This is a genomic window from Caulobacter sp. BE264 (genome assembly GCF_031457805.1).
In the GTDB taxonomy this organism is placed as follows: Bacteria; Pseudomonadota; Alphaproteobacteria; order Caulobacterales; family Caulobacteraceae; genus Caulobacter.
Window position 1 is genome coordinate 468681 of the sequence record NZ_JAVDXI010000001.1, and the last position, 23346, is coordinate 492026.

At 66.6% G+C, this 23346-nt stretch carries 19 protein-coding genes; 13 read left to right on the forward strand and 6 right to left on the reverse strand.

Annotated elements, in window-relative coordinates; translation table 11 throughout:
- The first annotated feature begins 9 nt into the window (after positions 1-9).
- Both J2X45_RS02310 and J2X45_RS02315 read left to right on the forward strand, forming a co-directional pair.
- Positions 10-1029: a sulfate/molybdate ABC transporter ATP-binding protein gene (locus J2X45_RS02310; RefSeq protein ID WP_310210758.1), complete on the forward strand. Its 1020-nt coding sequence runs from the start codon at positions 10-12 to the stop codon at positions 1027-1029.
- 106 nt (positions 1030-1135) lie between these two features.
- Positions 1136-1492, forward strand: a complete 357-nt coding sequence (locus J2X45_RS02315) for a PilZ domain-containing protein (RefSeq protein ID WP_310210761.1) — start codon at positions 1136-1138, stop codon at positions 1490-1492.
- Between the two features lie 12 nt (positions 1493-1504).
- On the opposite strand, the gene J2X45_RS02320 is transcribed toward J2X45_RS02315, so the two are convergent.
- The 3 genes from J2X45_RS02320 to J2X45_RS02330 are packed head-to-tail and all read right to left on the reverse strand — an operon-like array spanning position 1505 to position 4961.
- On the reverse strand, positions 1505-2485 hold the full coding sequence (locus tag J2X45_RS02320) for a transglutaminase family protein (RefSeq protein WP_310210763.1): 981 nt from the start codon (positions 2483-2485) through the stop codon (positions 1505-1507).
- 11 nt (positions 2486-2496) lie between these two features.
- On the reverse strand, positions 2497-3444 hold the full coding sequence (locus J2X45_RS02325) for an alpha-E domain-containing protein (protein WP_310210766.1): 948 nt from the start codon (positions 3442-3444) through the stop codon (positions 2497-2499).
- Positions 3441-4961, reverse strand: a complete 1521-nt coding sequence (locus J2X45_RS02330) for a circularly permuted type 2 ATP-grasp protein (RefSeq protein ID WP_310210769.1) — start codon at positions 4959-4961, stop codon at positions 3441-3443. The genes J2X45_RS02325 and J2X45_RS02330 overlap by 4 nt, the downstream gene beginning before the upstream one ends.
- Positions 4962-5215: 254 nt before the next feature.
- On the opposite strand from J2X45_RS02330, the gene J2X45_RS02335 reads away from it, so the two are divergent.
- From J2X45_RS02335 to J2X45_RS02365, 7 genes are all read left to right on the forward strand, one after another.
- A complete protein-coding gene (locus J2X45_RS02335) occupies positions 5216-7000 on the forward strand; it encodes an autotransporter assembly complex family protein (RefSeq protein WP_310210772.1) in 1785 nt (594 codons plus the stop codon).
- 92 nt (positions 7001-7092) lie between these two features.
- Positions 7093-11181 carry a translocation/assembly module TamB domain-containing protein gene (locus J2X45_RS02340; protein ID WP_310212072.1) on the forward strand — a complete coding sequence of 1363 codons (4089 nt, stop codon included), beginning with the start codon at positions 7093-7095 and terminating at the stop codon, positions 11179-11181.
- 101 nt (positions 11182-11282) lie between these two features.
- Positions 11283-12527, forward strand: a complete 1245-nt coding sequence (locus tag J2X45_RS02345) for a hydrolase (protein WP_310210775.1) — start codon at positions 11283-11285, stop codon at positions 12525-12527.
- On the forward strand, positions 12528-13532 hold the full coding sequence (locus J2X45_RS02350) for an arginine N-succinyltransferase (RefSeq protein WP_310210778.1): 1005 nt from the start codon (positions 12528-12530) through the stop codon (positions 13530-13532).
- The gene (gene astD / locus J2X45_RS02355; protein ID WP_310210781.1) at positions 13529-14986 is read left to right on the forward strand and encodes a succinylglutamate-semialdehyde dehydrogenase; all 1458 of its coding nucleotides are present in this window, start codon (positions 13529-13531) and stop codon (positions 14984-14986) included. Before J2X45_RS02350 ends, astD begins: the two co-directional genes overlap by 4 nt.
- Entirely contained in the window at positions 14983-16323 is a 1341-nt protein-coding gene (astB, locus tag J2X45_RS02360; protein WP_310210783.1) for an N-succinylarginine dihydrolase, read from the forward strand. The genes astD and astB overlap by 4 nt, the downstream gene beginning before the upstream one ends.
- Positions 16320-16826, forward strand: coding sequence for a GNAT family N-acetyltransferase (locus J2X45_RS02365; protein WP_310210786.1), 507 nt, complete (start codon positions 16320-16322; stop codon positions 16824-16826). Before astB ends, J2X45_RS02365 begins: the two co-directional genes overlap by 4 nt.
- Here J2X45_RS02365 and J2X45_RS02370 read toward each other — a convergent pair.
- Positions 16823-17794, reverse strand: coding sequence for a LytTR family DNA-binding domain-containing protein (locus tag J2X45_RS02370; protein WP_310210789.1), 972 nt, complete (start codon positions 17792-17794; stop codon positions 16823-16825). The two genes, J2X45_RS02365 and J2X45_RS02370, sit on opposite strands and share 4 nt — an antisense overlap.
- On the opposite strand from J2X45_RS02370, the gene J2X45_RS02375 reads away from it, so the two are divergent.
- Positions 17762-18982, forward strand: a complete 1221-nt coding sequence (locus tag J2X45_RS02375) for an acyltransferase family protein (protein WP_310210792.1) — start codon at positions 17762-17764, stop codon at positions 18980-18982. The two genes, J2X45_RS02370 and J2X45_RS02375, sit on opposite strands and share 33 nt — an antisense overlap.
- Here the strand turns inward: J2X45_RS02375 and phhA are convergent.
- Positions 18937-19821, reverse strand: a complete 885-nt coding sequence (gene phhA, locus J2X45_RS02380; protein WP_310210795.1) for a phenylalanine 4-monooxygenase — start codon at positions 19819-19821, stop codon at positions 18937-18939. The genes J2X45_RS02375 and phhA overlap by 46 nt on opposite strands.
- A gap of 135 nt (positions 19822-19956) precedes the next feature.
- Positions 19957-20286: a heat shock protein HspQ gene (hspQ, locus tag J2X45_RS02385; RefSeq protein WP_010919487.1), complete on the reverse strand. Its 330-nt coding sequence runs from the start codon at positions 20284-20286 to the stop codon at positions 19957-19959.
- A gap of 161 nt (positions 20287-20447) precedes the next feature.
- Here hspQ and J2X45_RS02390 point away from each other — a divergent pair, with 161 nt between their 5' ends.
- From J2X45_RS02390 to J2X45_RS02400, 3 genes are read left to right on the forward strand one after another with little or no spacing between them, the layout of a single operon-like run.
- On the forward strand, positions 20448-21554 hold the full coding sequence (locus J2X45_RS02390; protein WP_310210799.1) for a Ppx/GppA phosphatase family protein: 1107 nt from the start codon (positions 20448-20450) through the stop codon (positions 21552-21554).
- Entirely contained in the window at positions 21551-22261 is a 711-nt protein-coding gene (locus tag J2X45_RS02395; protein ID WP_310210802.1) for an RlmE family RNA methyltransferase, read from the forward strand. Before J2X45_RS02390 ends, J2X45_RS02395 begins: the two co-directional genes overlap by 4 nt.
- Positions 22258-23301 carry an NAD-binding protein gene (locus J2X45_RS02400; RefSeq protein ID WP_310210805.1) on the forward strand — a complete coding sequence of 348 codons (1044 nt, stop codon included), beginning with the start codon at positions 22258-22260 and terminating at the stop codon, positions 23299-23301. The genes J2X45_RS02395 and J2X45_RS02400 overlap by 4 nt, the downstream gene beginning before the upstream one ends.
- The last annotated feature ends 45 nt before the right edge of the window (positions 23302-23346 follow it).

Below are 23346 nucleotides of genomic sequence, written 5' to 3' on the forward strand. Positions count from 1 at the left end.
ACGGACCCCATGACCATTTCCATCCGCTCCGTCGAAAAGCAGTTCGGGCGCTATCCCGCCCTGAACAAGGTGGACCTTGAGATCGCCGATGGCGAACTGCTGGCTTTGCTGGGGCCCTCAGGATCAGGGAAGACCACGCTCCTGCGCACCATCGCCGGCCTGGAGTTCCCGGATGCGGGGCAGGTGCTGTTCGATGGTCAAGATGTCACGCACGCCTCGGCGGCGGCGCGCCGTGTGGGCTTTGTCTTTCAGCAGTATGCGCTGTTCAAGCACATGACGGTCGCCAAGAATATCGCGTTCGGCCTGGACGTCCGGAAGGGCAAGGACAAGCCCTCAAAGGCCGAGATCGATCGACGGGTCGAGGATCTGCTGAAGCTGGTCGAGCTCGAGGGCCTGGGTGGCCGCTATCCGTCGCAGCTTTCAGGCGGTCAGCGTCAGCGCGTGGCCTTGTCGCGGGCTCTGGCCGTGGACCCCAGCGTCTTGCTGCTGGACGAGCCCTTCGGCGCGCTGGACGCAACGGTGCGCAAGTCGCTTCGGCGCGAGCTCCGTCGTGTTCACGACGCCACCGGGGTGACGACGATCTTCGTCACCCATGACCAGGAAGAGGCTCTGGAGTTGGCAGATCGTGTGGCGATCCTGAACCAGGGCCGCATCGAGCAGATCGGTACGCCGAGCCAGGTCCACGACGCGCCCGAGACGGCCTTCGTTTGTGGGTTTGTCGGGGAGGCGAACCGTTTCGATGGCCAGGTCTCGGGTGGTCGCTTCACCGCCGGCGCGTTGACCGCGCCAGGCGACGGCGTTCGCGACGGCGCCGCGACGGCTTTTGTGCGCCCTCATGATTTCGCCCTCGATGAAACCGGGTTTGAGGTCCGCGTCGAGCGAGCGCATGTCCAGGGTGCTCTTACCGCCGTCACCGCGACGATGTCCGACGGTCGGCGTATCGAGATCAGCGCCTCCCGTGCGGAAGCCGCGCGCTTCACCGGCGCCGTGAAGATCATCGCCCGTAAGGCTCACGTTTACGCCGCTTAAGCATAATTCCACTAAGTCGTCCTGATGGTCGGCGTGCAACGTTCGCGGGAAGGTCCGTGAAGGTTACGCTGTTTCCGAGAACGACTCGGCGGGGTTTGAGAAGCGGATGGTGATGGTCGAGGCCTCTGGCGCTGAGCGGCGCGCGCATCCCCGGATGCCAGCGGCGCGGAAAATCTACATCGTCGACGATCCCCGGTCGTGGAAGGGCTCGCTGCTGGATGTCGCGGAGAAGGGCGGGCGTCTTTCCATCGCAGGCATCACCCCGCCGCCCGACACCTTCGTCTTTGTCGATGCCGGCGGACGGCGGGTGCATCTGGCGAATGTGGTCTGGCGCTCGGGCTCCGAGGTTGGCGTTCAGTTCACGGCCACCCAACGGATCGGGCCGAGGGCGGGCGGCGCCGCCGGCGCGCTCGAGATCGCAAGACGGTTCTTGGCCAGCCTTCCCGCCGACGCTGCGGACTAGCCCTTATTCATCCTACTGTTGTTGTTGTTGCTGCTGCTGGTGCAGCTCCTCGCGCAGGGCCGTGTCGGGTCGGCGGCGCCCGCCCGCAAAGGCGGGGCGGGCCATTCGCAGGAACTCCGGCTCGGCCAGAGCGGCGCGCGCGCGACGCACCGAGACGCCGACGGCAAGCTGGCTTTCGGCGTCGCCCTTGTAGACTCCGCGCGAGGGCGTGACATCGGCATAGTCGCGACCCACGGCCACCGCCACGTGCCGTTCGCCGGCCATCATGTTGTTGGTGGGGTCGAAGCCGACCCAACGCAGGCTGGGCAGAAACACCTCGACCCAGGCGTGCGTGGCGTCGGGATCTGAACGGTCTCCCGCCTCGCGATCGGTGAACAGGTAGCCCGAGACGTATCGCGCCGGCACGCCCCAACCGCGACAGACGGCCAGCATGATGTGCGCAAAGTCCTGACAGACCCCGCGCCCGGCGCTCAGCGTCAGATCGATCGGGCTGTCGGCGTCGGTGACGCCGGGCTGGTACTCGAACGCGCTGTAGATCGTCTCCGAGAGTGTGCGAACGGCGGTCAGGGGATCACGACGTTTGAGCGCGTCGAGGTCGTGTTCGTTGATGAAGGTCTGCAGCGCCTCGGTCGTCCTCACGAAGCCATGTGGGCGCAGGAAGTCGAAGCATTCCCCGCGTACGAACTCGCTGCGAAGCCGGTCCCATTCGCCCATGTCCAGGTGGTTGGGGCGCTCGCCAGGCGATTCCGTCTCGACCGCCGAGCGGGCGATGATGGTCAGGTTGTCATGGGGCTGCGGCACGTCGAAGTGATAGACCGCATTGCCGAAGCTGTCGGCGTAGGAGAACACCTGCGCCGCAGGGTTCAGGTCCAGCTCGAAGCTGACCAGACGCTGCCGAGCTGTCTTCTGGGGCTGCATCCACAGCTCCATCAGGCTTTCCCGGACAGGACGCTCGTAATGGTACTGGGTGACGTGTCGAATTTCGAGCAGCACGATCCGGGATCCTAGGCGGGCAGACGCGTTTCAAGGGGATAGGCCACGAACGTCTCGTAGATGGCCTCGTGGATTCGAGCGCACTCGTTGACCACGGTGGTCAGCAGCGGGCCGGCGCCGACGGCTTCCAGCTCGTCGACATCAGCGAACTGCAGTCGCGCCTTAAGTCGGCCTGCCAGTCGCTCGGGGCCCGCGCGCTCGTTCGCCGAGACGCTGCGCGCCATGGCGCTGAGATGCTGTTCGATCTGCGCCGTCGCAAACCGGATCGATCGCGGGAAGTCCTCATCGAAAACCAGGAACTCCAGGATGTGGCGGGGTTCGATCTCGGCGGTGTAGACGCGAAGATAGGGCTCCAGCGCGCAGGCCATGCGCAGCACGCTGACCAGCGCCACGTGGTCTCCTAGGCGCCCGTGGGTGGGCGATTCTGCGAAGCAGACTTCCAGCAGACGGGACACCAGCTGAGCACGCTCCATGTAGATGCCCAGCATCATGAACCGCCAGCTCTCGCCGTGGCTCATGGTCGTATCCGCCGCGCCTTTGAACAGGTGCAGGTCGGCGATCACGTCGTGCAGGAAGATGTCGGAGCCGGCGGCGAAATCCTTGGCCGCGTTCGGGTCGGTGACCTTGAGGTACAGCAGGTTCAGGCGTTCCCAGGTCTCGGTCGTGATCTGATCGCGAACCTGGCGGGCGTTCTCGCGGGCCCGCGCCAGCGACGAGACGACCGAGTTGGGATCACTGCGATCCAGAACCAGCGCTTGGGCGGCCTCGAATGAGCCCACGCCAGCGCCGTCGCCGGGCTCGCCGACGGCGGCCAAGGCGATCCATACCGCTTGAGCGCCGGCGTCGGTCTGATCGAGCGTGGCGTTCAGCATCACGGTGGACAGGCGCGACAGATGCTCGGCCCGTTCGATATAGCGGCCCAGCCAGTAGAGGCTGTCGGCGACACGCGCGAGCATCATGGGCGGGCGCTCCCGTTGCCGGCGCCATTGGAGGGGCCGTCGTCGGCGAGAACCCAGGTGTCCTTCGAGCCGCCGCCCTGGCTGGAATTGACCACCAGCGAGCCGCGCTTGAGCGCGACGCGGGTCAGGGCGCCGGGGGTGACGATGGTCTTCTCGCCCGAGAGGATGAAGGGGCGCAGATCGACGTGGCGCGGCTCGATCCGGCCGTCCACCAGGCACGGCGCGGTCGAGAGCTGGATCGTCGGCTGGGCGATGTAGTTCTCGGGATCGGCCTTGATCGCTAGCGCGAAGTCGTCGCGCTCCTTCTGGCTGGCGTGGGGACCGACGAGCATGCCGTAGCCGCCCGAGGCGCCGACGGCCTTGACCACCAGCTTGTCGAGATTGGCTAGCACATGGCTGAGCTGCCGCGGCTCGCGGCACAGGAAGGTCTCGATGTTGGGCAGGATGGCGTCTTCACCGAGATAATACCGGATAATGTCGGGGACATAGGCGTAGACGGCCTTGTCGTCGGCGACCCCGGTGCCGGGCGCATTGCAGATCACGACATTGCCGGCGCGATAGGCGTTGAACAGGCCGGCGGCGCCCAGCGAGCTGTCGCGCCGGAAGGTCAGGGGGTCGATGAAGTCGTCGTCCACGCGACGATAGATCACGTCGATGCGGCGCAGTCCCGTGGTGGTGCGCATGTAGACCATGTTCTCGTGCACCACGAGGTCGCGCCCCTCGACCAAGGGCACGCCCATCAGGCGCGCCAGATAGGCGTGCTCGTAGTACGCGCTGTTATAGACGCCCGGCGTCAGCACCACGACCTGCGGGTCGGCGCGCCAGTCTGCGGCCATGCTCTTCATGGTCGACAGCAAGAGGTCGGGATAGCGCTCGACCGGGCGCACGCCTGCGGCGCGATAGGTTCCGGGGAAGGTTCGCTTGGCCGCGTCCCGGTTCGCCAGCATGTAGGACACGCCTGACGGGACGCGGAGGTTGTCCTCGAGCACGGCGAACTGGCCATCCTGGCAGCGGATCAGGTCGCTGCCGCAGACATTGGCGTAGGCCTTGTGCGGCACGTAGAGGTGCTGCATCTCGCGGCGGTACGACGGGGCGCCGAGGACGAGTTCGCGCGGGATCACGCCGTCCATCAGGATCTGCTGGTCGCCGTAGATGTCGGCCAGGAAAAGGTTCAGAGCCCTCAGTCTCTGGGTCAGTCCGGTTTCGATCCGCGCCCATTCGGCGGCGGGAATGATCCGGGGAAACAGGTCGGTCGGGATGATCCGTTCGGTCGTGTTCTCGGCGCCGTAGACCGTGAAGGTGATCCCCTGAAGAAGGAACGAGCGCTCCAAGGTGCGTTGCCGCGCCGCAAGCTCATCGGCGCCTAGCGTGGACATCCTGCCGTGCAGCGGGTCGTAGTGCTGGCGAACCTCACCCTCTGGCGTGAACATCTCGTCGTAGGCGACGCCCGGCAGGTAGGCGGCCTCCGTCATCGGCAGGGTCGGGGTGTCCGCTAGGGTCTGGGTCTTCGCCGCCACGCTTCTATCCGCTTGTCTTCGATCTTGGGCGCGGCCCCAAAGGAATGCGCCGTCTCGACTCTAGGGCCTTCACGCAGCCTCGCTTCCCGGATTCGGCGTCCGCCAAGCGATTGCGCACGACTGCCTATCATTTGGGCGCCATTCGGCTGCTTTGAGAAGCGCCGCTGACAACGATCTGCGGCATTTCCGAACGTGACACGCGACCGGGCCGCGACTACAGCAGGGAAGGGGGCGCTTCGCGCGGGGAACGTGATTTGGTGCTTGGGCGGACTTCCCTGGCTTTGGCGACGGTGACCTGGCTCGCGGCCTCGGTCGCGTGGGCCGACGAGCCGATGGCCCAGATTCAGGGCGTTGATGACCGGGCGCTTCGCGAAGCCATCCAGCGCGCGCTATCCGACTCCAAACAACCGCCGCGCAGTCGCTCGGAAGCCCGCCGTCGCGCGCGCCAAGCCGGCGAGGACGCGATCGCCGTTTTGCGCGCGGAAGGCTACTACGCCTACACCGTCGAGCCCGATGTGACAGAAGGCGATCCTCCGCGCGCCATTGTGAAGATCACACCTGGCCCGGCCTTTCTGCTGGCCGATCCGCGGATCGATTGGTCCGGCGCCCCGCCTGATGAGGGTGTGCGTCAGCGCGCCGCCGCAGCCATGCGGCTGACCGAGGGCGAACCTGGACGCTCCGCCGATGTCGTGGGCGCTGAGGGGCGCATCGTCGCCCAAGTCGCCAAGCTTGGTTACGCTGATGTCGCGGCGGAGCCGCGCGAGGTTGTGGTTGATCACGCCGACCATACGGTGCGCCCGACCTTCAAGATCGCGGCGGGCGACCTGGTGCGGCTGAATGGTGTGGAGGTCGTGACCAAGGGGCGCACCAACCCGGCTTGGGTCGGTCGTCTTGCGCCGTGGGTAGCCGGCGATGTGTATGATCCAGAGGACGTCGCGGAACTCGAGCGTCGGCTACGTGACACCGCCGTCTACGACTCGATTTCCGTGTCGCTCGCGGGCGCCGACAAGGCCACGGCCGAGGGCTATCGACCCGTGGTGGTCACGCTTTCCGACCGTCAGGCCCGCACGATCGAACTGGGCGCGGGTTACTCGACCAGCGAAGGCGCTGGCGTGGACGCGCGCTGGATCCGCTACAACCGCCATAAGCGCGCCGACACCACCACCTACGCGCTGCGCTTCGCCAAGCTGGAGCAGCGTCTGGGCGCGGAGCTTTCCCTCCCGCACTGGCGGCGACCGCAGCAGACCCTGAAGTTGAACAGCTCGGTCTTCCGCAATGACACCGACGCCTACAACGAGACGGGGGCCACGGTGGGGGTGGACCTCACCCGCCGGCGCCAGACCACGGCCTATCGCACCTTCGGGGTGTCATTCGATCTGTCGCAGACCAAGGAACAGGTGAACCGCAATGGCTCTATCGCCGGACGCAAGCTGAACCTTGCGACTTTGGCGGGCCTCATGGCCTACGCCTGGGACTTCTCGGACGACATTCTTGACCCCAAACGAGGCTGGCGACTGGAGGCCCGCGCAGAACCGACCTACGTGGCGGGCGACACTACTGTGCCCTATCTCAAGCTCGCAACCCAAGGGTCCGCGTATCTACCGTTCGGCAAGCAGGACAGCACCGTCCTGGCCGCTCGCGCGAAGCTGGGCGCGATTCTCGGCGGTGGTATTCTCGATGTCCCTGCGTCGCGGCGCTTCTTCTCGGGCGGCGGTGGTTCGGTGCGAGGTTATGCCTACCAGGCGATCGGCCCGCGCCTTTCGGATAACACCCCGCAGGGCGGCGTCTCGCTGATCGAAACGTCATTCGAAGTCCGACAAAAGATTACGGATCGCTGGAGCGGCGTCGCCTTCATCGACGCGGGCGCGATCGGCACGGACAAGACGCCGAGGCGCGAGGACTTCCGCGCGGGCGCGGGCTTTGGCGTTCGCTATGACCTCGGCTTTGGGCCGATCCGCGCCGATATCGCCACGCCGCTCGGGCGGCGCAAGGGCGACCCGAAGTTTCAGGTCTATCTCAGCATTGGGCAAAGCTTTTGAGCGACGATCAGGACAAGCCCGATCTCGCCGACACGGTTTCCCAGGCGAGCGAGGCGGCGGCGAAGGTCGCCAGGAAGGTCGGCTGGCGCGGCGTGGCTCTGATCGCGGTCGGCGTTCTGGCTGCGCTGTTGCTGGTCATGGCTGGGGGGCTGCGACTAGCGCCCATCACGCCGCAGGGACGCATGTTCCTGGAGGCGCGCGCCTCAGGGCTCAAGCTCGGCCGGATCGGCAAGCTGCATATCGAGGGGCTGTCTGGCGATATCTGGAAGGACTTCGGCGTTCGCCGTCTGACGATCACCGACGAGAAGGGGATCTGGCTTGAGGCTCACGACCTTGAGGTCTCTTGGCGCGCGACAGAGCTCTTCGGCCGCCGCTTTCACGCCGAGCAGATCACAGCGCGCGACGTTATCGTTTTGCGGCGACCGACGATGGGGCCGAAGGGAAAATCCAGCGCCGCGCCTGTCTCGGTGGATCTCGACGCCTTCAAGTTTCGTCTGTTGACGCGGCCCGCCTTCAGCGGCGCGGCGGGTGATTTTGATGTGAACGGCGCCTATGAGATGGCGCGGTTGGGCGGACAGAAGGGCAAGATCGCGGCCGCTTCGCGCCTGCACGTCGGCGATCGGCTCGATCTGGATTTCGATCTTGGACGATCGAAGTCGCTGCGCCTGCTGGCGGACGCGACCGAGGCCAATGGCGGCGCCATCGCCGGGGCTCTGGGCCTTCCGGCCGACAGGACCTTTGATCTCAAGGCCAAGGCGGAGGGCACGACAAGTCGAGCGGCGTTCGACATCGTGGCGCGGTCTGGGCGGGAGACCCCGCTTGAGGCGCGCGGCGCCTGGAACGAACAGGGCGGCGCGGCGCGCGGCCGTCTCGATCTCGAGGCCTCTAGGCTGACCGAGCGTCTGGCGCGCATGTTCGGCCCCAGCGCGGACTTCACTGTTGATGGGCGCAAGGCCACGGCTGATGGCCTCTCGGCTTTGAAGATCAGCGTCAACTCGCAGAACCTGATCCTGCGCGGCGAGGGCCTTGCCGAATTGAGCAAACGGCGCACGGGCCCTGATGGGATCGCGTTCAACGCTCGGGTGGGCGCCCTTAATCGGATCGTGACCATCCCCAAGATGGGCCGCGGCGAGGCGCAAGGCGTGTTCCGGCTGATTGATGGCGGTTTCGTTGTCGAAGGCCGGACGGATGTCAGCGATCTGGAGTTGCTGGGCTATCGCCTCAAGCGCGCCACTGGCCCCGCGAAGGTCAGCTGGTCCAAAGGCGATCTGGCTATCGAGGCGCAGGCGACCACGTCCGGAGGCGGCGGCACGGGTTTGCTTGCGGTTCTGGGATCCAGTCCCAAGGCGACCTTCGAAGGCGGTCGGGTCAAGGGCGGGCGGTTCCTGATCAAGGCGGCGCGGATCGACGCCCCGAACCTGATCGTCACCGGCAAAGGTGGACGGGGGCTGCTGGGCGGCCTGTCGTTCGATGGCGAGATGAAGGTCGCAAGCCTCTCGCCCGTCCGTCCGGGCGCGAAAGGCGCGGTCAACGCCAAATGGTCAGCGTCCAGCTTCGCCGGCAGACCCTGGAGCTTCACGGTCGACGGGAAGACCGCCAACTTCGGAACAGGCTATGCCGAGATCGATCGCCTGCTTGGCGTGACGCCGCGCCTGTCTGGCAAGGCCAGCTGGAACGCCGGTGTCCTGACCGTGGCCGAGGCCAAGCTGGACGGGGCGAACGCCGCGCTGACCACCTCGGGCAAGCTTGGACAGGGGCTGTCTCTGGACTTCGGCTTGGATTGGACGGCGACAGGGCCGTTCCGCGCAGGCCCCGTCGAGGTCGCTGGCAAGGCGATTGGCGACGGGCGCGTCGGCGGAACCCTGCGGGCGCCGCGCGCCGAGCTCAACGCCCTCTTCGACTCGATCGATCTGCCTAGGTTGCTGCTTTCAAAGGCGCGGTTGACGCTGACGTTTGCGCGCGACGCCAAGGGCGCGGATGGCGCGGCCGCCTTGCAGGCCGATAGTCAATACGGCCCGGCCCGGGGACGAGCGGCCTTCCGCTTCTCCCCGGGCGGGATTGAGCTAAGTGATGTTGACGTCGATGCGGGCGGGGCCAAGGCGCAGGGCGCGCTCTCGCTGCGCGACGGACTTCCAGCGACAGCGGACCTGAGGGTGGCCGTCAGTCAAGGCGCCTTCCTTCCACAGGGAACGGTGAAGGGCGCGGCGCGCCTGGTTGATGCGCCGGGCGGCGGTTCGCCAAGCGCCACCTTGGATCTTGTCGCCGAAGATGTGGTCAACGGATCCTGGAAGGTGCGATCAGCACGCATCAAGGCTGATGGACCGCTCTCCCGCCTGCCGCTGTCGATCGACGCTCGGGGGGAAGCGCCCGGCGGGCTGTGGCGTCTCAACGGCGCAGGCGATCTGGCGCAAGCGGGGAAGATCTATGACTTGACGCTGAACGCGTCGGGACGCGTGGGGCGAACCGAACTGAAGACCCGCGAGGCCGCGCGTATTCGTTTCGGCGACGGACCCACCCAAGCCCGCCTTCGATTGGCCGTCGACAAGGGGCGGGCCGATATCGATGCGGATCTTGGCGGCGCCACAGCGATGCTGAAGGCTGAGCTTGCCGGCGTCAGCCTGACCGCCTTCGATCCCGATCTGGATGGCGACATCGACGGGGCTTTCAACCTGCAAGGTCAGGGCGATGTCCTCACCGGCGATTTTGCGATGCGGCTTTCACATGCGCGCGAGCGGGGCGCCAAGATTGATCAGTCGCTGGACGCCAAGATTCAGGGTCGCCTTAGCGACAGCCAGCTCACCATCATCGCCGACAGCGACAACCGCCAGGGTTTGAAGGCCGAAGCCAACCTCGTGCTTCCGGTCGAGGCGTCGGCCAAGCCGCTGCGACTGGTCGTCAACAGGCGCAGGGGCGTCCAGGGGCGCTTCTCCGCCCAGGGGGAAATCAAGCCGCTTTGGGACCTGCTGCTCGGTCCTGAGCGGTCTCTGTCAGGCCGTATCAACCTGCAGGCCAGCCTGGGCGGCACGCTCGGCGACCCGCGCCTGATCGGTCAGGCGACGCTCGACGGCGGCGGTTTCGACGACGGTCAATCTGGGCTGCGGTTGCGCAACGTGACCTTGAGGTCCGCCCTGGCGGATAACGCAATCGACGTCAGCCAGGCGATCGGCGAGGACGGGCAGGGCGGGTCGATCTCGGGCGCCGGCCGCATCAGTCTGGCGCGCGGCGGCGAGGGGAACTTCAAACTCGACATGAAGAGCTTCCGGCTGATCGACAACGATCTGGCCTCGGCGGTGGCGACCGGTCAGGCCAGCGTAAACCGCTCGGCGGACGGCAAGATCAAACTAACCGGCGCGGTGACGCTCGATCGCGCGGACGTGTCGGCTCAGACCAAGACCCCGGCGGGCGTGGTGGCCATGGATGTCGTAGAACGCAATCGCCCCGGAGACCTGGACCAGGGGCTGCAGCGACGCGCCACGACGGGCGGCATGATCCTGGATCTCGACCTCAAGGCGCCGCGCCGCATCTTCGTGCGCGGCCGTGGTCTCGATGTGGAACTGTCCCTCGACGCCCATGTTGGCGGCACGTCGCTGGCCCCGCAGCTGAGCGGCGTGGCGCGGATGGTGCGCGGCGAGTATGACTTCGCAGGCAAGCGGTTCGAGTTTGACGACGATGGCGTCGTCTATCTCTCCACCCAGCTGGACCAGGTGCGGCTGGACCTGTCCGCAACCCGGGAGGATACGGCGCTGACGGCGGTGGTGCGCATTCTGGGCACGGCGGCCAAGCCCGAGATCACCCTGACCTCGAAACCCGAATTGCCCAGCGATGAGGTTCTCAGCCAGGTGCTGTTCGGCGCTTCGGCCGCCCAGCTTTCGCCGATCGAGGCGGCGCAACTGGCTTCGGCGCTTGCTGCGCTGGCCGGCGGCGGCGGGTTTGACGTGATCGGAAACCTCCGCAGCTTCGCACGCCTGGACCGGCTGGCCTTCGCCGAGAGCGCGACCGGCATGACCGTGGCCGGCGGCAAGTACGTCACCGACGATGTCTATGTTGAAATCATCGGCGGCGGCCGCGATGGCCCTGCAGCTCAGGTCGAGTGGCGGATTCGCCGGACGCTGTCCCTGGTCTCCCGCATTGGCGGCCAGAACGATGCAAAGCTTTCCGTTCGCTGGCGAAAGGACTATTGAGTACGCAAGGCTGTTGCGCGGGCCCCCGGTTACCTCGTCTGAGGTGAGCACGATTTGCCCGCGGCCCTTGGTTATCTTGACTGAGGGAGGAACGAGCTTTCATGCATCTAACGTCAGAAGATCGCGGCGTTCTGGACAGGATCGCGCAAGAGGGCGGCCGGATCGTCGATCGCGCGGTCGACTGGTGCGCGGTGAACTCCGGAAGCCGGAATCTCGCTGGCCTTGAACGGCAAAGGCAGATTCTGCTCGACGCCGCCGCAAGCCTGCCCGCCGCCCCCGTGGAGATCCCGTTGGCTCCGTCGCGGGAGATTGACGCGAACGGCCGCGAGGCGGAGTTCCAGCATCCGCCGTCCGTCGCGGTGATCGTCCGGCCCGAGGCGCCGGTGCAGGTCATCCTCACCGGGCACTACGACACCGTATATCCGCAAAGCAGTCCGTTCCAGGTCGTGCGGACTCGTCCGGACGGCGCGCTGCACGGTCCGGGGATCGCGGACATGAAGGGCGGCATCTCGGTCATGCTGGCGGCGCTGGAAGCCTTCGAGGCGCATCCTCTGGCCGGCAATATCGGGTATCGCGTCCTGTTGTCGCCGGACGAGGAGATTGGTTCGATCGCTTCGGGGCCTGTTCTGTCCGAGTTCGCCGGTTTGGGACATGTGGGTCTCACCTACGAGCCGGCGCTCGCTGACGGCGCACTGGCCGCTGCGCGCAAGGGCTCGGGCAATTTCCATATCGTCATCCACGGGCGCGCCGCGCACGCCGGGCGAGACTTCGCCGCCGGCCGAAATGCCGTGCTCGGCGCGGCTCGCGTCGCCGAGAAGCTGCATGCTTTGAACGGCTTGCGCGACGGTCTTACGGTGAATGTGGCGCGGATCGACGGCGGCGCGCCCCTGAACATGGTGCCTGACGTGGCCGTGGTCCGCTTCAACGTTCGCTTCCCGGAGGCAGAAGCGGCCGCCTGGTGCCAGGCCGAAGTGGCGCGGATCGTGAGCGAGGTCGATCCTGACCTCCACGCCCATCTACACGGCCTGATCACGCGCGGCGCCAAGCCGTTCAACGCCGCCCAGCAGAAGCTGTTCAGTGCGGTGAAGGCGGCCGGCGCGCTGCTGGGGCAGGACATCACCTGGAAGCCGTCCGGGGGCGTGTGCGAAGGCAACAACCTCTTCGCGTCTGGCCTGCCTAACGTCGATACGCTGGGCGTGCGCGGCGGCGACATCCATAGCGAGGCCGAGCATGCTTGGCCCGAAAGCTTTGTCGAGCGCGCCCAGCTCTCGGCGACCATCCTGATGAAGTTGGCCAGCGGGGAGATCGACGCCAGAGCGATTCGCGCGGCCATGGAGAATGCGTGAATGCTCGTCGTCCGTCCCGCCGGTTCCGCCGATTTCGAAGCCTTGATGGAGCTGGCCGTCCTGTCGGGGCGAGGCTTCACCAGTCTGCCCGAAGACGAGCCTACGCTTCGCGCGCGCCTGGCGCTGTCAGAGGCCAGCTTCCAGGCCGGCGTCGCGCCGCCCGAGGCCTGGTACACCCTGATGCTGGAGGACCTGGAGTCCGGGAGCATCGAGGGCGTTGCGGGTGTGAAGGCCGGCGTTGGCTTGAAGAGACCGTTCTTCTCCTTCCGCGTGGTGACGCTGGCTCAATCCTCGCCGACGCTCGAAATGCGCTTCGACCACAAGGCGCTGGTGCTGGTGAACGAATGCGCTGGCTGGTCCGAGGTCGGCTCGCTGTTTCTCCGTCCCGAGAAGCGCAAGGGCGGGGCAGGGAGGCTGCTGGCCCAGTCGCGCTACATGCTGATCGGCATCGAGCCGCAGCGTTTCGCCGAGATGGTCCTGGCCGAGTTGCGCGGCTGGTTTGACGAGGACGGTCGTTGCCCGTTCTGGGAGCACGTCTCGCACAAGTTTTTCCGTCTCGACTTCGACCAGGCCGACCTGATGAGCGCCTCGACCGATGGCCAGTTCATCCTCGACCTGGCGCCGCGCCATCCGATCTACACAGAGCTCCTGCCCGAGGAGGCGCGCGACGTGATCGGCCGCGTGCACCGCGACGGCGAGGCCGCCCGTGCGATGCTGGAGCGCGAGGGCTTCCGCTACCAGGGTCTCGTCGATCTGTTCGACGCAGGTCCGACCGTGGCTTGTCCGCGTGACGACATTCGCACCGTGCGCGACTCGCGGCGTCTGCGGATCAAGGCGGGCGAAGACGCCTTTGGCGAAGAGGCCCTGATCTCGACCGGCGAAGTGGCTCGGTTCCGCGCCATTCGTGCGCCGGTGTTGATCGACGGCGAAACGGCGATTCTGGGGCGTGACGCGATGGACGCCCTGGGTGTTGGCGAAGGCGAAGTTGTGCGGGTGAAGGCATGAGCGGCGAACTGTTCATCGATGGGAAGTGGCGTTCCGGCCAGGGCGCGGCGCTTGAATCGACCGACCCGGCGACGGGCGAGGTGGTGTGGCGCGGCGCGACCGCCACGGGCGCCGATGTCACCGACGCGGTCGCTGCGGCCCGCAAGGCGTTCCCGGCCTGGTCCGATCGTCCACGTGATGAGCGGATCGCTATCCTTCGCCGCTACAAGGACATCCTGGTCGAACGGACGGCCGCCTATGCCGAGGCCTTGAGCCGCGAGACCGGCAAGGCGCTGTGGGAGACCAAGGCCGAACTCGCTTCCATGGCCGGCAAGGTCGACCTGTCGATCCGCGCCTATGACGAACGCACCGGCGTCACCGAGAACGCGATGCCGTTCGGTCGCGCGGTTCTGCGTCACCGCGCCCATGGCGTCATGGCCGTGCTCGGTCCGTTCAACTTCCCCGGCCATCTGCCCAACGGCCACATCGTACCCGCCTTGCTGGCCGGCGATACGGTGGTGTTCAAGCCGTCGGAAGAAACGCCGCTGGCGGGCGAGTTGCTGGTCGAGGCTCTGGAAGCCGCAGGCGTGCCGGCCGGTGTCGTCAATCTCGTCCAAGGCGGGCGCGAAACCGGCCAGGCGCTCATCGCCCAGGAAATCGACGGTCTACTATTCACGGGCTCGGCGGCAGCCGGCGCCTACTTCCGCCGCTACTTCGCTGACCGACCGGATGTGATCATGGCGCTGGAACTCGGCGGCAACAATCCGCTGGTGGTCTGGAACGCCGACGATGCGCCGGAGGCTGTTGCGGCTCTGGTCGTGCAATCGGCGTTCATCACCACCGGTCAGCGCTGCTCGTGTGCGCGCCGGCTGATCGTGTCGGACGACGCCTCTGGTCGGGCGGTCATCGAGGCGACGGCGGCGCTAGTCGATCGCCTGACGATCGGCGCCTGGAACAGCCCCAGCGAGCCGTTCATGGGTCCGCTGATCTCGGCCCGCGCCGCGCGCGCCGCGCGGGATGTCGCGGCGGCCATGCCCGGGGACGCAATCCTTCCGCTGGACGGTGTGGCGGGTCTCGGCGAGGCCTTCCTCAAGCCCGGGATCATCGATGTCACGGGCGTCGCAACGCCTGACGAGGAGCTGTTCGCGCCGCTGTTGCAGGTTCGCCGGGTCGCCAGTTTCGACGAGGCGATGACCGCCGCAAACGCCACGCGCTATGGCCTTTCGGCTGGGCTTATCTCCAATGATTCAAAACTTTGGGACAAGTTCCTCAACCGCATTCGCGCCGGCGTGGTCAACTGGAACCGGCCGACCACCGGGGCGGCGGGCTCGATGCCGTTCGGCGGTCTGGGCGCTTCAGGCAACCATCGGCCCAGCGCCTACTACGCGGCCGACTACTGCGCCTATCCGGTGGCCAGTTTTGAGGCATCGGAAGTGGTCGATACTTTCGGGGATATCAAGGGTTTGAGGGCATGACCTTAGCCTTTGAAGCCAACTGTGACGGCCTTGTCGGGCCGACCCACTCGTATGTCGGTCTATCGCCCGGCAACCTCGCCAGCACCCGCAACGCCGGCGAGGTGTCTAATCCGCGGGGCGCGGCGCTGGAGGGGCTCTCCAAGATGCGGCGGCTCGCTGATCTGGGGCTGCCCCAGTTCGTGCTGCCGCCGCATGAGCGGCCGGCCATAGACCTTCTGAAACAGCTAGGCTTTTCGGGTTCTGAGGAGCACGTTCTCGCCTCGGCATGGAAGGATGCGCCGGCTCTGGCGGCAGCCGCTTGCTCGGCCTCGCCGATGTGGGCCGCTAACGCCGCTACGGTCACCCCGAGCGCCGACGCCGCCGATGGACGGGTTCATTTCACCCCCGCCAACCTGCTGACCAATCTGCATCGCAGTCTGGAAGGTCCGCAGACCGCGCGGTCGTTGCGGCGGCTGTTTCCCGACGAAGCCCGGTTCGTCGTTCACGATCCGCTCCCCGCTCAACCGCACTTCGCCGACGAGGGCGCGGCCAACCACGTGCGGCTCTGCGCCGACCACGGCGCGCCGGGCGTGAATCTGTTCGTCTGGGGGCGCGAGGCCTGGAGCCATTGGGATGGCCGCTTCCCCGCGCGCCAGACCCGTGAGGCCTTCGAGGCGATCCAGCGCCGGCACGGCGCGGCGCGGGCGGTGTTCCCGCAGCAAGGCAAGGCCGCGATCGAAGGCGGCGCGTTCCACAATGACGTCGTCTGCGTGGGAACCCGCGAATGTCTGTTCTTCCATGAGCGGGCCTTCGAGGATCGCGCCGTGATAGAGCGTGAGGTGCGGGCGGCGGCGGCGGGATTGCTCGAGCCGGTCTTTGTCGAGGTGAGCGAGGCCGATCTGCCGATGGCCGACCTCGTCGCCAGCTATCTGTTCAACTCCCAGCTTCTGGTCGTCCCAGGCGAGGATCGGCTGGTGCTGCTGGCTCCGATCGAGACGCGCGACAACCAGCGCGCACATGCCGTGGCCGAAGGGCTCGCGGCGTCGAATGGGCCCATCGGGCGTGTCGAGTACGTCGACGTCCGCCAGAGCATGCGCAACGGTGGCGGTCCCGCCTGCCTGCGTCTTCGCATCGTCCTGACCGAGGCCGAGCTGGCGGCCACGAATCCGGCGCAACGCTTCACGCCCGCGCTGCAGGATGCACTGGCCGACTGGATCGCTCGCCGTTACCGCGACCGCCTCTCGCCGGCGGATCTGGCCGATCCGAAGCTCCTGATCGAGAGCCGCGAGGCGCTTGACGAGCTGACCCAGATTCTGGGACTGGGCGACGACTTCTATCCCTTCCAGAGGATGGCATGAGCATCACCGTTCGGCGCGCCACAACAGCCGATCGCGACGCCATCGTGGCCGTTCATCGCGCTGCGGCCGTGACACCCGGCGCCTTGGCCCGCACGCCCGAGGAAGTCACGCTGGCTTTCGCTGAGGCGGCGATCGCTGCGGATATCTGTCTCGTCGCTGTCAATGAGGACGGCACCGTCTGCGGCGAGATCCATGCGAAGCGCGAGACGATCGCGTTGTTCGCCCATGTGCTGGGCGGCATAACGGTCGCCGTCCTTCCTGACCATCAGGGGCGCGGGGTTGGCTCAAAGCTGTTTGAGACGCTGATCGCCTGGGCGCGATCGGCGGAGCCTGAGATCGTGCGGATCGAACTGGCGGCCGGCGCGGGCAACCCGGGCGCGGTTCGTCTTTACGAGCGTCTGGGCTTTCAACAAGAGGGACGCCAGGTCGCGCGTGGTCGGTTGCCCGACGGCCGTTTCGAGGATGATATCCTGATGGGCCTGCTGCTTCGACCTGTCGGCTAGGCAGGATCGCGCAGCGCCGCCAAGGCCTCGGGGAAGCGCCGCGACAACGGCGCTTCCTGCGCGCCGAGCTCCACCGTGTAGTCGCCCGAGCCCTCGGGCCTCAGTCCCGTGACCTGCGCTCTGTTCACCAGCCAGGACTTGTGCGTACGCACAAAGCCCTCCGCGCCCAGCGCGTTGTGTATAGCCGCCAGCGACGACCGCATCAGCGGGCGTCGGTCGTCGGACAGGACGAACTCGACGTAGTTTCCCGCCGACTTGACGGCGATGATCTTGTCCATCGAGACGCGGATCAGGCGCGCACCGTCCTGAATGTCGAAGGTGGGCGTGCGCGCTGGCTCCGTCGCATCGGGCTTCTGACCGCTCCGCTGCAGCGCCAGCCAGAAGGCGCCGGACGCCAGCAGATAGGCCAGAAAGTCCTTGCGGAACTCGTAGGGGAACTCGGTCGAGAGCGGGCCATAGTCGTAGGCTTCGTTGAGAAGCGCGGCATGCGCCCATTCGCGCAGGACCAGGAACCCTGAGACGTGCAGGACCGAATAGACCAGCAGCGCTAGGACGTGCGCCGGCCATGAGATCCACCAGCGGGGGCGGACGCGGTGGGTCCAGATCGCCATGGCCGCGGGGATGGTGAAGATCACCGTGGTGACAAGGGCGCTGCTGCCTTCCCAGATGATCGGGCGCAGCGGACCCAGGTCTGGCGAGTCGTGCTGGATCGTCAGGACGTTGACGATGCAAATGCAGCCAATCAGGCAGACACCCACCAGCCAGGCGCGAAACAACCACCGGCGCTCTTCGCCGGTGGTCCCCAAAAACCCGCCGCTGGTCCCAGGCGGTGCTCCGGACGTCCCAGCCAGCGTCCGCTGATCCCCCGAGACTTGGCCGGCGTCGGCGCCGCGCGGCAGGTCCTTGGCATCGCTCTTCAAGTCGGACGCCCCTTCATGACCCCTATTACAAGCCCTGATCGGCGCCATGACCTGGACTGGATCCGGGTCGGCGCATTCTTCCTGCTTATCCTCTACCACACCGGAATGTTCTATGTGCCTTGGGACTGGCACGTGAAGACGCCGCATCCGGTCGAGGCGCTCGAGCCGATTATGCAGCTGACCAATCCTTGGCGCCTGACCCTGCTGTTCCTGGTCTCGGGCGCAGCGACGCGGTTCATGGCTGACAGGACTTCGGTGGGTCGACTGACGACGTCGCGGATCGCACGACTGCTGCCCCCGCTGCTGTTCGCGATGTTCGTGATCGTGCCGCCGCAGAGCTACTACGAGATCGTCGAAGCCGTCGCCGCGCGCCCTGGCGCCGGACTGGTCGCGGACCCGTACGGCGCGTTCTGGCTGAAATATGTCACGGCATCCGGGAATTGGTGCGACGGCGATGACTGCCTAGTCACGCCGACCTGGAACCACATGTGGTTCGTGGCCTACCTGCTGGTCTATTCGCTGGTCTTGGCCGTGATGCTGCTGTTGCTTCCGCGCCTGGGCGCACGGCTACAGGGCGGTTTGGAGCGAAGCCTGGGGGGCGTAGGCTTACTGGTCTGGCCGATCATGTTTCTGGCGGCGATGCGGATCGTGCTGCTGCCGCGTTTCGAGATCACGCACGATCTGGTTCAGGACTGGTACAACCACGCGGTCTCGTTCGCGGCGTTTCTGCTCGGCTTCGGGCTGGCCAAGTCCGAAGTCCTCAAGACTCGACTGATCAAGGTTCGCTGGACGGCGCTGGCGCTCGCGCTCGCCAGTTGGGCGGGCTGGGCGACTTATGCCTGGGTATACCGTGCGGACGACGCGAACCCGCCGGAGGCCCTGCGGATCGTCATGCGCTGCGTTTACGCCACCGATCAATGGTGCGCGATCGCCGCCATCCTGGGCTTTGGGGCCAAGCACCTGTCGAACAAGGGCGGGCGGGTGCTGCGCTATCTGACGCTCGGCGTGTTCCCCTTCTACATCGTGCATCAGACCCTGATCGTCGTCATGGCGCACAATCTCGCGAAGCTGGGCCTGCCGCAGACTCTGGAAGGCGCGATCCTGGTGGCTGCGACCTTCGCCGGGTGCTTTGCGACCTACGAGATCGTCCGGCGCATCCCGGGCCTCAGGGCCCTGTTTGGACTTAAGGCTCAGCCCGCCGCAGCGCCGGCCAGCCGCCCGCCCGCCCTGGCGTAGGCCTGGGTTCCGTGGGTCAGCACGGCGTCGCCGGGAACGATCTCGGCGACGCCGATGTCGGTGGCCTTGGCCATCCGCTCATAGATCGCGCCGAAGTCGCGGAGGGTCACTTCCTGCAGGGTCTGGATCGAGTCGATCACGAAGTAGACCTGCTGGAAGTCGTCGATCCGGTAGAGCGTGCGCATCACCCGCTCAAGGTCGAACCCGATGCGGTTGGGGGAGGGGTCGTCGAGGGCGAAGATCGACTCCGTCCGGGACGACACGATCCCCGCGCCATAGATCCGAAGGCCAGCCGGAGTGTTCATCAGGCCAAACTCCACCGTGTACCAGTAGAGGCGGGCCAGATTGGCCAGGCGCCCGAGGCCGAGGGCGCGGCGACCGCCTTCGCCATAGGCCTGCATGTAGTCGGCGAAGACGGGGTCCGTGAGCATCGGCACGTGGCCGAAGACGTCATGGAAGATGTCCGGCTCTTGCAGATAGTCCAGCTCATGCGGCTTGCGAATGAACTGGCCGGCGGGAAAGCGGCGATTGGCGAGGTGGTCGAAGAACACGTCGTCAGGCACCAGGCCCGGCACGGCCACCACGGTCCAGCCGGTCAGGCGCTTGAGCTCCTCGTTGATGCGGGCGAAGTCCGGAATACCCGAGCGGTGCAGGTCCAGCGCGTCCAGCCCGCGCAGGAACGCATCGCACGCGCGGCCGCGCAGCATGTCGGTTTGCCGCTCGTACAGGGTGATCCAGACGTCGTGCTCGGCCTGGGTGTAGGTTTCCCAGCCTTGATCGATCGTCCAGTCAGGACGCGCGCCAGGGGGCGGTCCGTTGCTCAGGCCATCTCCGCTCATGCGACGACGCTACGCCCCGGATTTGGCAATTGCTGTTCGGAATTTTCGCCAAATGGCAGGTTCGGCGGAGAAACGTTGTTCTCAAAAGGGGAAGTTCGCAAGGCGATGCCGCCCGCGCCGGCAATCCCGAGGGGCTTAGTGCGAAATTCGCGGCCGCAGCTTGTAGAGCCCGTGATCGAACGACTCGAAGATCACCGCCGTCTGCGGGTGGCCGATCGGTTCGCCGCTGTCGTCGGGCAGCAGGTTCTGTTCGGACACATAGGCGACGTAGCTATTGTCCTCGTTCTCAGCCAACAGATGGTAGAACGGCTGGTCTTTCGTCGGCCGGATGTCTTCCGGAATCGACTGCCACCATTCCTCGGTGTTGGCGAAAACCGGATCGACGTCGAACACCACCCCGCGGAAGGGGAAGATCCGGTGCCTGACGACCTGTCCGATCGCGAATTTGGCGAGACGAGAATTCATGCCGCACAGAATAACAGCCGCACCTGACTGATTCCTGAACGTAAATGTCGGAACGCGGATGGCAAGGCGGCGCCTTCCGGCGGGCGAGTCGCATGCTATGGTCGACTCGAAGTGAGGCGTCGCAGCTGTTCGCGACGCCTGCGAGACAGGTGGTTAGGACCATGTCGGAGGCGCCGCGCGCGCCCGGCGCGCCGAGTGGGCGGCGCCGGCGGTCGCCGGAGGAGACGTCGTGCTATGCGGCGCTCGATCTGGGGACCAACAACTGCCGCCTTCTGGTGGCTACGCCCAGCCCGCGCGGATTCCGCGTGGTCGAGGCCTATTCCCGCATCGTGCGTCTGGGCGAGGGGCTGTCTCAGAGCGGGCAGCTCTCGGACGCGGCCATGGAGCGGTCTCTGGCCGCGTTGAAGGTTTGCGCCGAGAAGATCCGCCGTCGCAAGGCCATCCGCGTAAAGGCGGTGGCGACGCAGGCGTGCCGGGGCGCGACCAACGGTCCCGACTTTGTGCGAAGGGTCCACGAGGAAACCGGCCTTAAGCTGCAGATCATCAGTCCGCGCGAGGAGGCGCAGCTGTCGGTGGCCGGCTGCATGAGCCTGTTCGATCGTCAGCAGGACGCGGCGTTGGTCGTCGATGTCGGCGGCGGCTCCACGGAGCTGTCCTGGGTCGACCTAAAGGGGGGCGGGCTGGACGCCAAGCCTCGGCAGTTCGCCGCCTGGAAGCTGCCGATCAAGGCCTGGCTGTCGATTCCGGTGGGCGTTGTAACTCTCGCCGAGCGGTTTCCGGAGGGGCAGCAGGCCAATCCCGCTTGGTTCCGCGCCATGGTCGACGATGTGAAGGCGCGGATCGAGACGTTCCCGCACGCCGAGCCGATGCGGAAGGTGTTCGCGGAAGGCCGAGCGCATCTGGTCGGGACGTCCGGGGCGATCACCAGTCTTGCGGGCTTGCATCTGGGCCTCCCGCGCTACGACCGCAATGTCGTCGATGGCCTTTGGATGAACCGGACCGATTGCGATGCGGCGGCCGATCGCCTGCTGGGATTGACCTCCGCCGAGCGAGCGGCCGAGCCGTGCATTGGGGCGGACCGCGCCGATCTGGTGCTGGCGGGCGCGGCGATCCTCCAGGCCGTGCAGGAGCTATGGCCATGTTCGCGCGTGCGTGTGGCCGATCGAGGGCTTAGAGAGGGGCTGTTGTTGTCCCTGATGTCCGATCAGCAGCGGCGCCCTCGTCGGCGTCGTCGCGGCGGCGCCTCCAGGAAGTCTGAAGCCGCATGAGTGACGAAGAGCCGCCCCGCAAGCGCATGGTCAAACCGCCGGCCGGCGGCAATGAAGGCGGACGCGGCAAACCCGCGCGCCTGAAGACCGCCTATGGCCGCACCCCCAGCCAGCAGGCCTGGCTGGAGCGGCAGATCAATGATCCGTTCTCGGCCAAGGCTCGGGCGCTGGGCTATCGCAGCCGCGCGGCGTTCAAGATCAGCGAGATCGACGACAAGTTCCATTTCTTCCGGAAGGGCGCGAAGGTCATCGACCTGGGCTGCGCGCCAGGCGGCTGGCTGCAGATCGCCGTCGAGCGCGGCGTGACCACCCTGGCGGGGATCGACCTACTGCCCGTCGACCCCGTGGCGCCGGCTCACCTGCTCGAAATGGACTTCACCGCCGACGGCGCGCCCGAAAAGCTTCTGGAGCTGCTGGGCGGCGAGCCTGACCTCGTCATGTCCGACATGGCGCCCAACACGGTGGGGCACCGCGAAACCGATCACCTGCGGATCGTGGGCCTGATCGAGATCGCCGCCGAGTTCGCCATCGATGTCTTGAAGCCTGGCGGCGCGTTCGTGGCCAAGGCGTTCCAGGGCGGCGAGACGGCCGAGATCATCGGCAGGCTGAAACGCCATTTCGACAAGGTCCAGCACTTCAAACCGAAGGCCAGCCGGCAGGACAGCTCCGAGGTGTTCCTGGTCGCGACAGGGTTCAAAGGACGGTGAGGCGAGGGGAGCGCGTGGTCGGCGAGCTGATCGCGCGGCCCTTCCGCAACCTGGCTTTCGCGATCGCCTTCGTGCTCGCCGTCGCGGCCGTAGCGATCCTGGGCTACATGCGCGCCGGCTGGTCGTTCGGCGATGCGCTCTACATGGTCACCCTGACCATCTTTACGGTGGGCTATGGCGAGGTTCGCCCGGTCAACACCGACTACTTGCACGCAGTCACCATGGGCACAATGGTGTTCGGGTGCACCGGCGTCATCGTCGTCACCGGCGCGCTGGTGCAGGCGCTGACCCAGTCTCAGTTGGAACACTTCTTTGGAAAGCGCGTGGAACGGGACATCGACAAGCTCGACGGGCACATCGTCATCTGCGGCTTCGGGCGTATCGGACTCATGCTCGCGAGTGAGCTTGCGGCCGCCGGAGAGTGCTTCGTCGTGGTCGAGCGGGACGAAGCACGTTGCCAGGAGGCGCGAGAGCTTGGCTATCTCTGCCGGCACGCCGACGCCACCGATGAAGACGTGTTGCGCGCGATGCATGTCGAGCGCGCCAAGGTGCTGGCCACTGTGCTGCCCGATGACGCCGCGAACGTGTTCATCACCCTGTCTGCCCGCAGCCTCAACCCGCAGATCGAGATCATCGCGCGAGGCGAGCGGCCCACGACCGAGCGCAAGCTGGTGCAGGCCGGCGCCGACAAGGTGGTGATGCCGGCCCATATCGGCGCCGAGCGCATCGCCGAGATGATCCTCTATCCGCGCCTGGCCAGCTTCCTGAAGGAGGCGCGGGCGCCGGCCGCTCATCAGAGCGAGGCCTTGGCGCAGTTGGGACTGGATCTTGGCCTCGTCACCGCGCCAGCCTCCTTCGCCGCCCGACGGGTCACGGTCGCCGAGTTCGAGCGACGCGGCGGCGTCCTGGTCGTGCGTATCGAGCGCGCCAGCGGCGAACTGATCGAAAAGCCCAAGGGTGACGAGGTGATCAGCGCCGGCGACGGCGTTGCGGTGCTGTCCAAGCTGGGCCGGCTGGGCCTGGACGCCGTCGCCGACTGACGCCGGGGAAGATTCCTCTCCAAATCGGCGAAGTGGCGGGTCGAC

Bases quoted from the DNA above. Each gene is read 5' to 3' on its own strand.
- J2X45_RS02310 (WP_310210758.1), top strand. From the start codon at position 10: ATGACCATTTCCATCCGCTCCGTCGAAAAGCAGTTCGGGCGCTATCCC.
- J2X45_RS02325 (WP_310210766.1), bottom strand. From the start codon at position 3,444: ATGATGCTCGCGCGTGTCGCCGACAGCCTCTACTGGCTGGGCCGCTAT.
- J2X45_RS02390 (WP_310210799.1), top strand. From the start codon at position 20,448: ATGTCGGAGGCGCCGCGCGCGCCCGGCGCGCCGAGTGGGCGGCGCCGG.
- astB (WP_310210783.1), top strand. From the start codon at position 14,983: ATGACCTTAGCCTTTGAAGCCAACTGTGACGGCCTTGTCGGGCCGACC.
- phhA (WP_310210795.1), bottom strand. From the start codon at position 19,821: ATGAGCGGAGATGGCCTGAGCAACGGACCGCCCCCTGGCGCGCGTCCT.
- J2X45_RS02315 (WP_310210761.1), top strand. From the start codon at position 1,136: ATGGTGATGGTCGAGGCCTCTGGCGCTGAGCGGCGCGCGCATCCCCGG.
- J2X45_RS02365 (WP_310210786.1), top strand. From the start codon at position 16,320: ATGAGCATCACCGTTCGGCGCGCCACAACAGCCGATCGCGACGCCATC.
- J2X45_RS02350 (WP_310210778.1), top strand. From the start codon at position 12,528: ATGCTCGTCGTCCGTCCCGCCGGTTCCGCCGATTTCGAAGCCTTGATG.
- astD (WP_310210781.1), top strand. From the start codon at position 13,529: ATGAGCGGCGAACTGTTCATCGATGGGAAGTGGCGTTCCGGCCAGGGC.
- J2X45_RS02375 (WP_310210792.1), top strand. From the start codon at position 17,762: ATGACCCCTATTACAAGCCCTGATCGGCGCCATGACCTGGACTGGATC.
- J2X45_RS02395 (WP_310210802.1), top strand. From the start codon at position 21,551: ATGAGTGACGAAGAGCCGCCCCGCAAGCGCATGGTCAAACCGCCGGCC.
- J2X45_RS02370 (WP_310210789.1), bottom strand. From the start codon at position 17,794: ATGGCGCCGATCAGGGCTTGTAATAGGGGTCATGAAGGGGCGTCCGAC.
- hspQ (WP_010919487.1), bottom strand. From the start codon at position 20,286: ATGAATTCTCGTCTCGCCAAATTCGCGATCGGACAGGTCGTCAGGCAC.
- J2X45_RS02345 (WP_310210775.1), top strand. From the start codon at position 11,283: ATGCATCTAACGTCAGAAGATCGCGGCGTTCTGGACAGGATCGCGCAA.